This is a genomic window from Terasakiella sediminum, from assembly GCF_033100395.1.
Classification (GTDB): domain Bacteria; phylum Pseudomonadota; class Alphaproteobacteria; order Rhodospirillales; family Terasakiellaceae; genus Terasakiella.
On sequence record NZ_JAWLVJ010000001.1, the window covers coordinates 1 to 14,225 of the forward strand.

Genomic DNA, 14,225 nt, shown 5'->3' on the forward strand with positions numbered 1-14,225 from the left:
CCATTGAGCAAACCGACCAGATGCTGAGCGAGATGAAGAAAACATCTTCAGGCGTCGACTTCGCCATGCTCACCGTGATGGCCAAACAACTCAGAGACATGATCTCGCAGGGGTAATCCCACACACCAACAAAAAGGCCCGCAAGCATCAATCGCTTTCGGGCCTTTTTATATTTCTCACTCCGAGAGAGGGTGTTTTATACCACCTGACTACCAACCGGGATGTCAAAGCCGCGCAGGAAGCTTTCAGCATCTGTTGCGCCCTTGCCACTGCGTTGCAGGGTATGAATTTTCAGCGCCCCTTCTGCACAGCCAATGACCAGACCATCCGCGTCCAGTCGTATACCGGCCTCACCGGATGCATCAACCACTTCTGCCTTGATTACCTTGATGCGGTCTTTGCCAAAGGCAAACCAGGTACCGGGCCAGGGGGTGAAGGCACGAATGCGACGTTCGATCCCTACCGCTGTTTCAGACCAATCGATCTGACTTTCTTTCTTGCCCAGTTTTTTGGCATACGTTACGCCTTCCTCCGGCTGTTTCTGCGGCTTGGTATAGCCACCCGCCACTGCACGCAGCGCTTCCAGTACGAGGCGTGCACTTTCAAAGGAAAGCTCGTCATGCAGGCTCTCTCCTGTAGTCTCAGCCGTAATGGCAACAGGCTGGATCAACAACATATCGCCCGTATCCAAACCTTCATCCATTTGCATTATGGTGACGCCTGAGACATCATCGCCTGCTTCGATAGCCCGCTGGATCGGGGCAGCGCCACGCCAGCGCGGCAAGATAGAGGCATGAGCATTCAGACAGCCATATTTTGGTGCATCCAGAATGGCTTTAGGCAGAAGCAAACCGTAAGCTGCCACAATCGCACAATCGGCATTCAAATCCGCAAAGGCTTTTTGATCTTCTTCGCTTTTCAGGGTCAAAGGTGTGCGGACCTCAATCCCTTTGCTTTCTGCAAAAGCATGCACGGGGGTGAGATTGACCTTCTGGCCACGACCACTTTTGCGTGGGGGTTGACTATAGACACAGACGACCTCGTGCCCCGCATCAATCAGGGCGCTTAACAGCGGCACGGAAAAGTCCGGCGTGCCCATAAAGACAAGGCGCAGGGGATTTTCTTCCTTGAGGATATCTTCTTCGGTCATTCTCTGTCATCCCTGCGAAGGCAGGGATCTCCTGTATGCGAGATAAAGATTCCTGCCTTCGCAGGAATGACGTTTCTTAAGCAGATTTTTTAAGTTTGGTCAGACGGCGCATGATCATGGAACGCTTGATACGCGAGATATGATCGATGAATAGCTTGCCATTCAGATGGTCAATCTCATGCTGCACACAGGTGGCGAGCAGGCCGTCACATTCCACTTCCATGGACTGGCCGTTTTCATCCAGATATCTGACCTTAACGCGCTCAGGGCGTTCAACTTCGCTGTAGCTTTCCGGGACCGACAGGCAACCTTCTTCATATGTACCCAGCTCGTCAGAGGACCAGACAATCTCCGGGTTCACCATTTTATAGACGAACGGTTCGTCTTCGTCCTTTGTCACATCAATGACAATGACGGTTTTCAAGACACCCACCTGCGGCGCGGCCAGACCGATGCCTGGCGCGTCATACATGGTTTCAACCATATCATCCAGAAGCGTGCGGATGTCATCCGTTACTTCTTCAACAGGTTGGGCCTTTTTCTTTAAAACAGGGTCCGGTGCGGTCAAAATCTTCAGAATAGCCACGACAGTATCTCTCTTGATGAAATCTTTGTCATGGACATAAGAGGATATGACCCAAAGGTCAAGTTAAAGCGGGCCGAATTCGCCTGTTTTGCGGTCATATGCTGAGAGTTCACCAGTCTCGATATGGAAATAGAGACCATAGATTTTCAGACTGCCTTCTTCGATGCGTTTCTTGATGAAGGGGAAAGTTTCCAGGTTCTTCATGGAATTCACGATGGAGGCCTGTTCAACCTCATGCGGGTTACGGTTCCCCGCATTAATCGAAGCAGCACAACATTGTGGGTTCTTGAAAGTGTCTTGCGCAATGCGCACCCAGTTATGAACAAATTCGGTACCAAGCTCATCGGGATTGTTTTCCGTATCAATCGCAGCCTGAATGGCACCACAATGTGCATGCCCCATAATCATGATATTTTCCACCTGCAAAACATTCACGCCATATTCAAGGGCCGAGCTGACACCATGATGGCTGTCATCAACTTTGTAAGGTGGCACAAGGTTACCCACATTACGAACAGCAAACAATTCACCCGGTTCGGTCTGCAGGATAATGCTGGGGTCTACACGGGAATCTGAACAGGAAATCAGCAATGTCTTTGGCTTTTGGCCATTGAGACAAAGATCAAGGTACATATCTTTATATTCCTGGAAATATTTTTCTTGGAATTCTTTGTAGCCTTTTTTCAGCTTTTCTGTTGTTTCCATGATTTTGTGACCCTATTTTTTGCAATGGAACGACGCCTGTCATTTCCCCAATATGCAGACTGTTAAGATACATAAAACATACGGGAAGACAGAAAATCTGTCAAAAAAGCCCTCTCACTTTCCTGACAAACTGCGCACACTTTACCCATAAAACGGATAACGTCAATGTTTAATTGGTATTTAAATACCGAATTACCGATTAATAGAAATACTCTATGGTTTTAATAGATAAATACTATTAAAAATTCCCATCAATCAGTGATTTTAGAAATGATCATTGCGTAGAACTTCTACTTCACTGGCGGTGACAATCCCGATGCGGTTCTTGAGGAAAGTCGCCAGATGTTCCAGCAATTCATCCTTATAACGGTCATCCAGAATGCAGATCACCATCATCATCCCTTCGGCTTCGGTCACCATACCATCACGGGTCCACAAGCCATGAACCCCACTTCCACCATGAACCGGGACGATGGTATAGCCACTGACGTGATCTTCTTCATCCAGAAGGTGGGCGAGACGTTCCACAGCAGGCTGTTCGATTACAACCTCCACACGGATTTTTTTGTAAGTCTGCATAGCTTACTCCTTAATAAAGCCAGTTGGCGAGCGCCACATAAAGCGGAATGCCGATAACAAGGTTGAAAGGAAAGGTCACGCCCAGTGATAAGGTAACATAAACAGCCGGGTTCGCCTGAGGCAAAGCCAGTCGCATGGCCGCTGGCACCGCGATATATGAAGCACTTGCCGCCAGAACCAGCATGAGAGTCTTGCCAGCCACAGATAGATCAAGCGGCCAGATAGAGAGCGCCATAACCACAGCACCAATCAGGGGCATATAAAGACCAAAGGTAACCACCCCGAAATCCAGCAGTTTACGGTTCTGCATCAACCCACGCCCGGCAATGGCGCCCATATCCAGCAGGAAGAGACACAGCACCCCTTTAAACGGATCACTGATAAAGGGTTTAACTTCGCTAAGACCTTGTGGTCCCACGACCCAGCCGATGATGAAAGAACCGATCAGCACAAGGATGGAACTATTGAGCGCTGCCTCGCGCATGGAAAGTTCCCCGCTGTCGGCAGTTTGTTCAGACGGGTTCTTTTTGAGATGACGCGCCGCAATCCAGATCCCGGCGACAATAGCGGGGGCTTCCATAGCGGCTGCGACTGCAACCAGGATGCCTTCACCCTTCGTTCCCCGATCTATCAAAATTTGCGAGGCTGTCAGGAAAGTGACAATGCTGATGGACCCAAAATGAGCCGCAACCGCCGCTGCGTTAATCGAAGAAAGACCACTTGTCATACGCAACAACTGATAACCGATGAAAGGAAGTAAGGCACTGATCAGGATGCCAATGGCGATAGGCGCCAGCACGGTCAAGCTTGTGCCTGTACCCGCCATCCCCACACCGCCCTTAAATCCAATGGCAAGCATCAGATAAACCGCAATGGTTTTTGCAACGGGTTGTGGCAAGGACAAGTCAACGCGCGTCATGGCAGCTAAAAAGCCCAGCGCAAAAAACATCACCATGGGCGATGTCAGGTTATCTACAGCAACTGATAGTATCTCTTCCATAGGCCATCTCTTTTTTTATGTGAGTTTGGCCTGAATGTAAGTGAAAAAAGGAAGGCGTCAAGGTTAAAATGGTATTTAAATACCAAATTACGTATATATAGAAATCAGCTATTTAATCTATAGTTTAGAACTATTGAAAATCGCTTCTTTTGTATCCTTGTGCAAATAGAAGACTGGTCAGATTTCCGTTCTGAACATTGTGTTTTGCCTTGGCAACCACGCTTGGTTTGGCGTGAAAAGCGATGCCTAGACCCGCTTCCAAAATCATCGGCAGATCATTCGCCCCATCACCGACCGCCACCGCATCATCTGTGGTGATGCCTTGTTCAGCACTTAAGGATTTCAGATAATCCAGTTTGGAATCTTTGGTCACGATCGGATCGATCACTTCGCCTGTAAGCTTGCCATCGACAATTTCCATATTGTTACCCGCATTGAAATCGAAGCCGACCTGCTTGGCAACGCGTGAGGTAAAAAAGGTAAAGCCGCCAGAAACCAGCGCACAATAAGCGCCATTGGCTTTCATGGTGGCGACCAGTTCTTTTGCCCCAGGTGTCAGGTGCACCATCTTCATGGCATCTTCCATAAAGGCGCTTGAAAGTCCTTTCAGCATCATGACCCGTTCACGCAAGGCATCGCGGAACTGAATTTCCCCGTTCATGGCGCGCATGGTGATCTCGGCCACTTCGTCTTTGATCCCTGCAAATTCGGCCAGATCATCCAAGGTTTCCCCTGTCACGATGGTGCTGTCCATATCGGCGATCAGCAGTTTCTTTTTTCGCCCTGCTGAATTTTGCAAAATCACATCCACATGGGGCAGCTTTTCGCGCAAGTCCACCAGATTGATCACATCATCGGTGAAGACGTCATAAGCTTCACCTTCAGAAAGGCAGACGGGCGTCATGCCGGGCAAAAGTTCGGTGATTTGCTGATCGGTGATTTGTTGTTTGTCAGGATTTGCTATAAAGGTCAGAACGTAAGACATTACTATATTGTGCCGTTGTGTTTCGCGGTGCGCCGTTTATGCCAGAGTTATCTATCAGATGCAAACTAAAGCCAAAAAGCCTGTTATCGTCATTGGTGGCCCGACCGCCAGTGGCAAATCTGCAACCGCCCTTGATATCGCACGGGAATTTGACGGGGTCATTATTAACGCAGATTCCATGCAGATTTATGACGGTCTGCGCGTAGTAACCGCCCGTCCCAGCGTGGAAGATGAAGCACTGGCCCCCCACCGCCTTTATGGCGTGATGGATCCGTCTGAGACCTGTTCTGCCGGATATTGGGAAAAACTGTGCGTGGCCGAGATTGAAAATGTCTGGGCAGAAGGCAAACTGCCTGTGGTTACAGGGGGCACCGGGCTTTATATCAAGACGCTGGTGGAAGGGATTTCCCAATTACCCCCCATCCCAGAAGAGATTCGCACGCAGATTCGCAGGCGTGCGGACGAGGACGGTATTGAGGTACTGTATGCAGAACTGCAGGCCAAAGATTCTGAGATGGCAGCCCGTCTGAAACCGCGTGACGCGCAACGAATCTGTCGTGCCTTGGAAGTTTTGGAAGCCACAGGGACATCATTAGCCGTCTTACAGCGCGAAATTAAACCCGAACCTGCATTGGATGCGGCTTTCATGACAGATGTGATCATGCCGCCACGTGACATCCTTTATAAACGCTGTGACATGCGTTTTGATCTGATGCTGGAAGAAGGCGCCATTGAAGAAGTAACTGCCCTTGATAAACTGAAACTGGACGGAAAACTGCCGATTATGAAGGCATTAGGGGTGCCCGAGCTGCTGTCATACGTACGCGGAGAAGCCACATTGGAAGAGGCCCGCGACCTTGCCCAGATGCAGACAAGGCGCTTTGCAAAACGCCAATGCACATGGTTTCGTAATCAAATAAAACAATGTGAAATACATTCTGCGCAATATTCGGAAAGTTTGCGTGACGAAATTTATAAGAAAATTCGCCAGTTTTTGTTGACCTATAGTCTCTGACCCATTAGGTTGCGCACCTCGTAGCTCGCGCACCCGCGCGGGTGCATTTGTTTGTGCCCCTATCTGAGGGGGGACAAAAGAATTCGTTGAGACGGAGGATAATTGCATGTCCACGAAAGAAATGACCGGTTCTGAAATCGTAATCCAGGCTTTGAAAGATCAAGGTGTGGATGTGATGTTTGGACTACCGGGTGGCGTGCTTCTTCCGCTGTATGACGCGCTGTTCAAACAAAATGGTCTTCGCCACATTCTGGTGAAACATGAACAGGCCGCTGTCCACGCCGCGGAAGGGTATGCACGCTCTACTGGGGAAGTGGGTACGGTGCTTGTGACATCTGGTCCAGGTGCTACCAACACAGTGACAGGTCTTGTTGACGCCATGATGGATTCGGTTCCGTTGGTTTGTCTGACAGGTCAGGTGCCTTCAAGCCTGATCGGGAACGACGCCTTCCAGGAAGCCGACATCACAGGCATCACGCGCGGTTGTACAAAACATAACTACCTGGTGAAAGACGTTAACGATCTGGGCCGTGTTATTCACGAAGCCTACTATCTGGCACGTTCTGGTCGTCCGGGTCCGGTTCTGGTTGATATTCCAAAAGATATTCTGCTGGCGACAGGGACTTATAAGACACCGGGGAAAAATTCCGCGGTTGAACATAAGTCCTACAAGCCACAGATGAAGGGTGAAACCGCACAAATCAAAGAAGCCGTTCAACTGATCAAAAACGCCAAGAAGCCATTGTTTTACGGTGGTGGCGGGATCATCAATTCCGGCGAAGCAGCTTGTACGTTGTTCAGCCAATTGGTGAAAATGACTGGTATTCCTTGTTCCCTGACTCTGATGGGTCTGGGGGCGTTTCCCGGGTCTGACAAACAGTTCCTCGGCATGATGGGGATGCACGGCACATACGAAGCCAACATGGCGATGCATGACTGTGACGTCATGATCAACATCGGTGCGCGCTTTGATGACCGTGTAACTGGCGCGTTGGATAAATTCTCCCCTGACAGCAAGAAAATTCATGTGGATATTGATCCATCTTCCATCAACAAAAACGTTGTAGTCGATGTGCCGATCATCGGTGATGTTGCCCACGTTCTGGAAGAACTGATCAAACACTGGAAAGCCGATCAGGCACAGGTTGATGGCAAAGCTCTGGATGCATGGTGGAAAGAAATTGAAGACTGGCGCAAGAAAGACAGCCTGAAATTCACCAATTCCAACAAGATCATCAAGCCACAATATGCGCTGCAACGTATCCGTGATCTGGCTTTAGAAACAGGTAAAGACACATTCTATACAACAGAAGTTGGCCAGCACCAGATGTGGGCGGCACAGCATCTGTCGTTTGAAAAGCCAAAGCGTTGGATGACATCCGGTGGTCTGGGTACCATGGGCTATGGTTATCCATCTGCCATGGGTGTACAGGTTGCCCATCCGGACGGTCTAGTTATCGCAATTGCGGGTGACGGCTCCTTCCAGATGAACCTGCAGGAACTGACCACCATGATGGATTACAAGCTGCCGGTTAAATGCTTCATCCTGAACAATATGTTCTTGGGTATGGTGCGCCAGTGGCAGGAAATGTTCCATGGCGAACGTTATTCTGAAAGCCACATCGAAGGTCAACCTGACTTTGTCAAACTGGCTGAAGCTTATGGTGCGCTTGGCCTGCGTGCAAGCAACCCGGGTGAACTGGACGACGTGATTAAACAGGCATTTGACAGCCATCTGCCGACAATCGTTGACATCCGCACAGACCCGGAAGAAAACGTATTCCCGATGATCCCATCGGGGGCTGCCCATAACGAAATTATTATGGGCCCAGAAGATTCTGAAAGTTCGGATGATGGCGGCAGCGTCGAATCCGGTGTTTTGGTGTAAGGGAGGAAATGACTATGACTAACGAAGATAAAAACGACATCCTTCGCCATACGGTATCTGTTCTCGTTGATAACGAAGCAGGTGTTTTGGCCCGCGTGATCGGTCTCTTTTCCGGTCGTGGCTATAATATTGAAAGTCTGACGGTTGCAGAAACCGATCACGTTGAAAATCTGTCCAAGATTACCATCGTGACCAGTGGTACCCGTCAGGTGATCGAACAGATCAAAGCACAGCTGGATCGCCTTGTTCCTGTGCGCAAAGTTGTCGATCTCACCATCGACGGCCCAAGCGTGGAACGTGAAATGGCGTTGGTAAAGGTTGCAGGCGAGGGGGAACATCGTGTAGAAGCATTGCGCATTGCCGATATCTTCCGCGCACGGGTTATCGACAGCTCGAATTCATCCTTCGTCTTTGAGGTCTTTGGTAAGGCCGGCAAAGTCGATGCATTTATTAATCTGATGGAGCCATTGGGACTGGTTGACGTTTCACGTACCGGTGTCGTGGCGATTTCTCGCGGAGCCGAGGGGCTCTAAGACAAATCGCATCCACATTCTTAATCTTTAAAGTTCAAGGGGTATTTGAACATGCAGGTTTATTACGATCGCGACGCAGACGTCAACTTGATCAAAACCAAAAAAGTAGCCATCGTTGGTTACGGCTCTCAGGGTCACGCCCACACACTTAACCTTCGCGATTCTGGCGCAACTGAAGTTGCTGTTGCTCTGCGTGAAGGCTCTGCAACACGCAAAAAAGCTGAAGGCGAAGGCCTGAAAGTTATGTCTGTAGCTGAAGCTGCAGCATGGGCTGACGTTCTGATGATCCTGACACCTGACGAATTGCAGGCCGAGATCTACAAAAACGAAATCGCACCAAACCTGAAACAAGGTGGCGCACTGGCTTTCGCACACGGTCTGAACATCCACTTCGGCCTAATCGAAGCACCAGCTGACCACGACGTTATCATGATCGCGCCAAAAGGCCCAGGTCACACGGTTCGTGGCGAATATGTTAAAGGCGGCGGCGTTCCATGTCTGATCGCTGTTCACCAGGACGCTTCTGGTAACGCGAAAGAAATCGCCATGTCCTACGCTTGTGGCGTTGGCGGCGGTCGTTCCGGTATCATCGAAACAGACTTCAAAGAAGAGTGTGAAACTGACCTGTTCGGTGAACAAGCTGTTCTGTGTGGCGGTCTGACTGAACTGATCCGCTACGGTTTCGAAACACTGACAGAAGCTGGTTACGCACCAGAGATGGCTTACTTCGAGTGCTTGCACGAAGTGAAGCTCATCGTTGATCTGATGTACGAAGGCGGCATGCACAACATGCGCTACTCCATCTCCAACACTGCTGAATACGGCGACTATGTTTCCGGTCCACGTGTTGTTGACGCTTCCGTTAAAGAACGCATGAAAGAAGTTCTGGACGATATCCAAACGGGTAAATTCGTTCGTGACTTCATGCTGGAAAACCAAGTTGGCCAACCGTTCCTGAAAGCACGTCGCGCACAGGGCGCAGCGCACCCAATCGAAGAAACCGGTGAAAAACTGCGTGGCATGATGCCATGGATCAAAGCCAACCAGCTGGTTGACAAAGAACGCAACTAATCTTCGGATTAGGGTATTTGCGTGGCTCCGTGTAAAGGAGTCTGCATGCACTGCAAGAAGAGGGGAGAGGCCTTTTGGTCTCTCCCTTTTTTTGTTCATCCCTGTGAAGGCAGGGATCTCATAAACACAGATTCCTGCCTTCACAGGAATGACGTTAAAGGGAGATGCACCTGTCTGCCGGAAACAATCTGTTTCCCAATTTCCCGCTAATCAGAAGCACTGCTTGGGCCTATATTAATCTCCAGAAAGAAGGAGACCCCAGCTATGATGCCGAGCTTATTTATTTCCCACGGATCGCCCACCGTTCTGATCGAAGAAGACAGTGCAGGTCGCGCGTTTCTGTCCGGTCTGGCAGAAGACCTGCCACGCCCGAAAGCCATTTTGGTAATCAGTGCCCATTGGGAAACCCGCAGCCTGACCGTTACAGGAGCAGAAGAGCACAAAACCATCCACGACTTCTATGGCTTCCCCGAAGCTTTGTTCCAGATGCACTACCCTGCCCGTGGCTCATCCGAACTCACAACGCGCCTGCAAGGCCTGTTAGACGCCCATATTGACCCTGTTCGCGGACTGGATCATGGCGCATGGTCACCGCTGAAACTGATCTACCCAAATGCCGACATCCCCGTCGTGCAGCTGGGCCTGCAATCCGGTGAAAGCCCCGCCTACCTTTATCAACTCGGTGAGCAGCTGAAGGAACTGAGAAATGAAGGCGTGCTGATCATCGGCTCCGGCGCGGTCACCCACAATCTGGGTGAAATCAGATGGAATTCCACCCAGCCTGATGACTGGGCGCAAGCCTATGAAGACTGGTTTGTCGAGAAACTAGAATCCGGCGACAAGGACGCCCTGCTGAACGCCCATGCAGAAGCCCCCCACTTCACCCGCGCCCATCCGCGTGACGAACACTGGCTCCCCCTCTACGTCGCCATGGGCGCAGGCGATACAGCCACCCTGCTTCATCGCGGCTTCGAACATGGCAATTTGTCTATGGCAGCGGTGCGGTTTGATTGATAGGATGTGCCCGAACATGAAAGGGCACCTCCATGCAACAATCCCAAACCAGCTTCAGCCTCTCTACCCAAGGGCAAGGCCTTTACGAGTTCACGCGGGAAGTGAGCCGGTGGGTTGCTGACAGCGGGATTGAGACCGGGTTATTGACGCTCTTTTGCCGTCATACAAGCGCGAGCTTGACCATTCAGGAGAATGCGGACCCGGATGTGCAGCTCGACTTAAACGAGTTTTTTGCCCGTATGGTGCCGGAATATATGGAATGGTTGCGCCATACCATGGAAGGGCCGGATGATATGCCAGCTCACATCAAATCAGCGCTGACAGATGTGTCCCTGTCCATCCCAGTTGCGAACGGGCGTCCTACCCTCGGCACCTGGCAGGGGATTTATCTGTTTGAACATCGAAAGGCCCCGCATAATCGATCTGTCGTGGGCCATCTTATCGGGGATTAACGTTCGTCCCAATAGGCAACCGGGACCATGCGCATATTGACCTTGCGACGCAGATCATCAGCCCAGCCCTGACCTTTTTTCTGAACGATTTTGCCCTGCAGCGCCTTGGCTTTATAATCACCCTTTTCAATGGCCAGTTCCAGCCAGGCAAAGGCCTGTTTCAGATCAAACCGCACGCCTGAACCATTCAGATAGTAATTACCAAGCTCACGCATAGAGGCAACATCACCTTTGATCGCGGCCTTCATATACCAGTTGGCAGAATCTTTAAAATTATTCTGCAAGGCATGGATCGCCCCCAGCTTGACCATCGCGGCTTTTGACCCGTTTTGCGCAGCCATCTTGTTCCATTTCAGGGCGGCACTCAGGTTTTTATCAACGCCCCGACCTTCTTCATACATATCTGCGATCTTCAGCATGCCCTTGGTGTAGCCGCCTTCAGCGGAGCGTTCGAACCATTCCGCCGCGGTAAAATAGTCTGGATCCACCTTCTTACCCTGCGACCAGAACAGACCGAGTTTATAGGCCGCCTTGATATCACCGTTTGACGCTTTCGCTTCCAAACGTTCTGCCAGATCGCGTGCTGAATTGGCCTCAACAGGAGATGTGTGCAAAAGAAGGAGAGCGAGCAGGACGGACAATAGGCGAAACATAAAAAGACTCCGAAATAACTATAGGTTCCATACTTAACCTAATCATTTCACCCCGGCATTTAAACAAGAAAAGCCCCGTATGAATACGAGGCTTAAACTTTCAATTCTCTGTAACAATAGGTGCTTAGCTACCTGCGACATCAATGACCATTCGGCCACGGACTTTGCCACCCAGGATGTCTTTGCCCAGTTGCGGCAGGTCTTCCAGTTTGGCTTCGGTGACCATGTTTTCCAGTTTCTCCATCGGCAGGTCGCGTGCAATGCGCTGCCAGGCAGTGATACGCTTTTCCTTGGCGCACATAACCGAATCGATCCCCAACAGGTTCACACCACGCAGAAGGAACGGAATTACGGTTGCCGGAAGCTTGTTGCCCCCTGCCAGACCAATCGCTGCTGCAGAGCCACCATATTTCAATTGTGCCAGAACCCGGGCCAGTGTGGTGCCGCCTACCGCATCGATGCAGCCTGCCCAACGTTCTTTTTCCAACGGACGTTTGGATTCTTCAGAAAGCTCGTCGCGGTCGATAATGGTGTTTACGCCCATTTCTTTCAGATAATCGTGCGTGTCTGCACGACCTGTAGAGCCTGCAACGTCGTACCCGAGGTTGGACAGGATAGCGGCTGCAACAGAACCTACACCACCTGCAGCACCTGTAATCAGAACTTCACCAGAATCCGGTGTCAGACCGTGATCTTCCAGTGCCATTACACCCAGCATGGCGGTAAAGCCAGCTGTACCGACCGCCATTGCCTGACGTGGGGACAGACCTTCTGGCAACGGCACCAGCCAATCCCCGGAAACGCGGGCTTTCTGACCATAGCCGCCCCAGTGGATTTCACCAACACGCCAGCCCGTCAGGACGACTTTGTCACCTGCTTTGAAATCTGCATGGCTGCTGCTTTCAACGGTACCTGCAAAATCAATCCCACCCACATGTGGGAATTCACGGGTCAGGCCGCCGAGACCATTGAGGACCAGACCGTCTTTATAGTTCAGCGTTGAATATTCAACAGAGACCACAACGTCGCCTTCCGGCAATTGTGACTCGTCCAGTTCAGTGATTTCGGATGTGACGCCATCGTCAGTTTTAGACAGAACCAAAGCCTTAAACATGGGAATTCCCTTTTGTGATGATTGAAGATGTTGATCTTAGATTACTTATATTTTTATATTTGTCAAACAAATATAAAAATGAGATAATTTGATTGAGTTTTTGGGCGTTTTCTGCGCATTCTCCTTCAACGGATAAAAAGGAAAGAACGCATTTATGGGCATTAAATACGAACCGCTGGTCACAGAAAGTCTCGCCAAACAAATCGCCGAAACCATCCGCGCTGCGATTGTAGAAGGCGACTTAAAAGTGGATGAACGCCTGCCGACCGAACCGGAACTGGCCGAACGGTTCGGTGTGTCGCGCCCCACCATCCGCGAGGCCTTGAAACGTCTTGCCGCCCAGCATTTGATCCGGTCGCGCCGAGGGCCGAGTGGTGGTACCTTCGTTAACCGCCCGGACAGTCTGGAAGCCCAGGAAACCCTGTCCAACATGACATCATTACTGACAACAATGGGCGAGTTTGATTTATCTGACATCGCAGAAGCACGCCGTGAACTGGAACTGATCTGCGTCAGACAGGCCGCTGTTCGCCGCGATCAAAGCCATCTGAATGCCATGGCATTTGAAATTTCGGTGCAAAAAAATAACAGCATTGCTGATCAGGATTTTTGCGCCTCAGACGTGCGCTTTCACCGTGCCATTGTAGATGCAACGCAGAATTCCATGTTAAAATTCATGATGACATCAGTGATCGAAGCCGTGCAACCCATCGTCAACTTGATTGTCTTTCGCTTTTGGGATAAAGAAAAAACGGTTGAACAGCATGAACGCATCCTTGCGTCCATTACAGCTGGTGATGCAGAGGGCGCAGCACAGGCAATCATGGAACAAATGGATGATTTAAAAGACCGCTATTCAAAGGCACAGGCCTTGAGAGATGCGAAAAACTGATCTTTTTTAAGGGAGAGAAAGAGGATGTCAGTCGTTGAAACCATGGGCTCCAAGCGGGTCACAGACGAAGTACGTCATGCCCATGATGATCTGGAATATTTTTATCTGGAAGCCAAGCGCAACAAGAAAATTGCCAATTGGGCGGCAAAACAGCTGGATACGGATAAGAAAGAATACTTCCTTGAACTGATCAGTGCTGATATTTCAAAAGCTGGCCCCAAACCTGTTGTCGATCGCATCATGGCCGATTTTCAAAAGGCCAATATCGATATTGAGGAAACCGAAGTCTGGGAAAAGCTACGTCAGTTTGAAAAAGAAGTGTTGCAAGGTATGCTCGCCGAACAAGCCAAACGCACAAAAGAAGAAGTCAAAGCCAAACAGAAAAAGAAAGACAAAAAGGATAAAAAAAAGAAGAAAAAATAGTCCTTATTCTTTTTCCACCAGCTTGAATTCAAAACACGGACTCCCAGATCTTTTTCTGGCCATATTCAACAATCCAAGCCCGGCCCCTTTACTCCCTTCCGGTGTTGATTTTTATAGGCGCGTAGCAACTGATAAAAGCATCCTTCTCACTGCAGACGGTCTTGA

General features: G+C 50.1%; 16 protein-coding genes. 8 read left to right on the top strand and 8 right to left on the bottom strand.

Features of this window, described 5'->3' with window-relative positions; translation table 11 throughout:
* Positions 1 to 196: 196 nt before the first annotated feature.
* From fmt to serB, 6 genes are all read right to left on the bottom strand, one after another.
* Positions 197 to 1,150 (bottom strand): methionyl-tRNA formyltransferase, encoded by a 954-nt coding sequence (gene fmt, locus RYZ26_RS00005; protein ID WP_317681018.1) that lies wholly within the window; start codon positions 1,148 to 1,150, stop codon positions 197 to 199.
* A gap of 76 nt (positions 1,151 to 1,226) precedes the next feature.
* Positions 1,227 to 1,736: a peptide deformylase gene (def, locus tag RYZ26_RS00010; protein WP_317681019.1), complete on the bottom strand. Its 510-nt coding sequence runs from the start codon at positions 1,734 to 1,736 to the stop codon at positions 1,227 to 1,229.
* A 63-nt stretch (positions 1,737 to 1,799) separates the two neighbouring features.
* The gene (locus RYZ26_RS00015; protein ID WP_317681020.1) at positions 1,800 to 2,441 is read right to left on the bottom strand and encodes a carbonic anhydrase; all 642 of its coding nucleotides are present in this window, start codon (positions 2,439 to 2,441) and stop codon (positions 1,800 to 1,802) included.
* Positions 2,442 to 2,705: 264 nt separating this feature from the next.
* Positions 2,706 to 3,020 (bottom strand): P-II family nitrogen regulator, encoded by a 315-nt coding sequence (locus tag RYZ26_RS00020; protein WP_317681021.1) that lies wholly within the window; start codon positions 3,018 to 3,020, stop codon positions 2,706 to 2,708.
* Between the two features lie 10 nt (positions 3,021 to 3,030).
* A complete protein-coding gene (locus RYZ26_RS00025) occupies positions 3,031 to 4,020 on the bottom strand; it encodes a sodium-dependent bicarbonate transport family permease (RefSeq protein ID WP_317681022.1) in 990 nt (329 codons plus the stop codon).
* 130 nt (positions 4,021 to 4,150) lie between these two features.
* On the bottom strand, positions 4,151 to 5,005 hold the full coding sequence (serB, locus tag RYZ26_RS00030) for a phosphoserine phosphatase SerB (RefSeq protein WP_317681023.1): 855 nt from the start codon (positions 5,003 to 5,005) through the stop codon (positions 4,151 to 4,153).
* A gap of 58 nt (positions 5,006 to 5,063) precedes the next feature.
* On the opposite strand from serB, the gene miaA reads away from it, so the two are divergent.
* The 6 genes from miaA to RYZ26_RS00060 all read left to right on the top strand — a co-directional run bounded on the left by miaA (position 5,064) and on the right by RYZ26_RS00060 (position 10,978).
* The gene (gene miaA / locus RYZ26_RS00035) at positions 5,064 to 6,020 is read left to right on the top strand and encodes a tRNA (adenosine(37)-N6)-dimethylallyltransferase MiaA (protein ID WP_317681024.1); all 957 of its coding nucleotides are present in this window, start codon (positions 5,064 to 5,066) and stop codon (positions 6,018 to 6,020) included.
* A 106-nt stretch (positions 6,021 to 6,126) separates the two neighbouring features.
* Positions 6,127 to 7,908, top strand: coding sequence for a biosynthetic-type acetolactate synthase large subunit (gene ilvB, locus RYZ26_RS00040; RefSeq protein ID WP_317681025.1), 1,782 nt, complete (start codon positions 6,127 to 6,129; stop codon positions 7,906 to 7,908).
* Positions 7,909 to 7,922: 14 nt separating this feature from the next.
* The gene (ilvN, locus tag RYZ26_RS00045) at positions 7,923 to 8,441 is read left to right on the top strand and encodes an acetolactate synthase small subunit (protein ID WP_411576843.1); all 519 of its coding nucleotides are present in this window, start codon (positions 7,923 to 7,925) and stop codon (positions 8,439 to 8,441) included.
* Between the two features lie 51 nt (positions 8,442 to 8,492).
* The gene (gene ilvC / locus RYZ26_RS00050) at positions 8,493 to 9,512 is read left to right on the top strand and encodes a ketol-acid reductoisomerase (RefSeq protein WP_317681027.1); all 1,020 of its coding nucleotides are present in this window, start codon (positions 8,493 to 8,495) and stop codon (positions 9,510 to 9,512) included.
* Between the two features lie 264 nt (positions 9,513 to 9,776).
* The gene (locus tag RYZ26_RS00055; protein ID WP_317681028.1) at positions 9,777 to 10,526 is read left to right on the top strand and encodes a DODA-type extradiol aromatic ring-opening family dioxygenase; all 750 of its coding nucleotides are present in this window, start codon (positions 9,777 to 9,779) and stop codon (positions 10,524 to 10,526) included.
* 32 nt (positions 10,527 to 10,558) lie between these two features.
* On the top strand, positions 10,559 to 10,978 hold the full coding sequence (locus tag RYZ26_RS00060; protein ID WP_317681029.1) for a secondary thiamine-phosphate synthase enzyme YjbQ: 420 nt from the start codon (positions 10,559 to 10,561) through the stop codon (positions 10,976 to 10,978).
* Here the strand turns inward: RYZ26_RS00060 and RYZ26_RS00065 are convergent.
* Together RYZ26_RS00065 and acuI are read right to left on the bottom strand one after the other, a co-directional pair.
* On the bottom strand, positions 10,975 to 11,631 hold the full coding sequence (locus RYZ26_RS00065; protein WP_317681030.1) for a tetratricopeptide repeat protein: 657 nt from the start codon (positions 11,629 to 11,631) through the stop codon (positions 10,975 to 10,977). The two genes, RYZ26_RS00060 and RYZ26_RS00065, sit on opposite strands and share 4 nt — an antisense overlap.
* Positions 11,632 to 11,755: 124 nt before the next feature.
* Positions 11,756 to 12,745, bottom strand: coding sequence for an acrylyl-CoA reductase (NADPH) (gene acuI, locus RYZ26_RS00070; RefSeq protein WP_317681031.1), 990 nt, complete (start codon positions 12,743 to 12,745; stop codon positions 11,756 to 11,758).
* A gap of 154 nt (positions 12,746 to 12,899) precedes the next feature.
* On the opposite strand from acuI, the gene RYZ26_RS00075 reads away from it, so the two are divergent.
* Entirely contained in the window at positions 12,900 to 13,637 is a 738-nt protein-coding gene (locus tag RYZ26_RS00075) for a FadR/GntR family transcriptional regulator (RefSeq protein ID WP_317681032.1), read from the top strand.
* Positions 13,638 to 13,661: 24 nt separating this feature from the next.
* Entirely contained in the window at positions 13,662 to 14,060 is a 399-nt protein-coding gene (locus RYZ26_RS00080; protein ID WP_317681033.1) for an ATPase inhibitor subunit zeta, read from the top strand.
* Positions 14,061 to 14,225: the final 165 nt, after the last annotated feature.